Origin of the sequence: Vibrio sp. 10N.222.49.C9 (genome assembly GCF_041474985.1) — a bacterium.
GTDB lineage: Bacteria > Pseudomonadota > Gammaproteobacteria > Enterobacterales > Vibrionaceae > Vibrio > Vibrio crassostreae_C.
The window spans coordinates 1-285 of record NZ_JBFRVD010001622.1 but is presented as its reverse complement, the minus strand read 5'-3'; the positions used below and the strand labels follow the sequence as shown (position 1 = coordinate 285).

At 45.3% G+C, this 285-nt stretch carries 1 protein-coding gene; it reads right to left on the bottom strand.

Annotation, left to right across the window (positions count from 1 at the left end; all coding sequences use genetic code 11):
• Positions 1-285 (bottom strand): porin (locus AB4585_RS29540; protein ID WP_372172399.1); only part of this gene is annotated, 285 nt, incomplete at both ends.

Sequence of the window (285 nt, the reverse complement as noted above, 5' to 3'; positions counted from 1 at the left end):
TGGCATATCTGCGATACCAGCTACAGAATAATATGGCGACCACTCTGTACCGCCTGATGCTCGTCCCCAGGTATCATGAGAAACACCGATGTAACCCAAACGAGTAAAAAACGCATCTTTTTCATTACCATTTGCATCAGTATCTTTCAAAGGACGGAAGCCCCATTCCCCCTTGAAGTCAGCCTTGAAGCCATTTCCCATGTCTTGAGTACCGCTGATATTAATTCGAGGGGAAATCGACTGTACCACTAAGTCATCATTTCCATCGTTACCAATACCCATCGA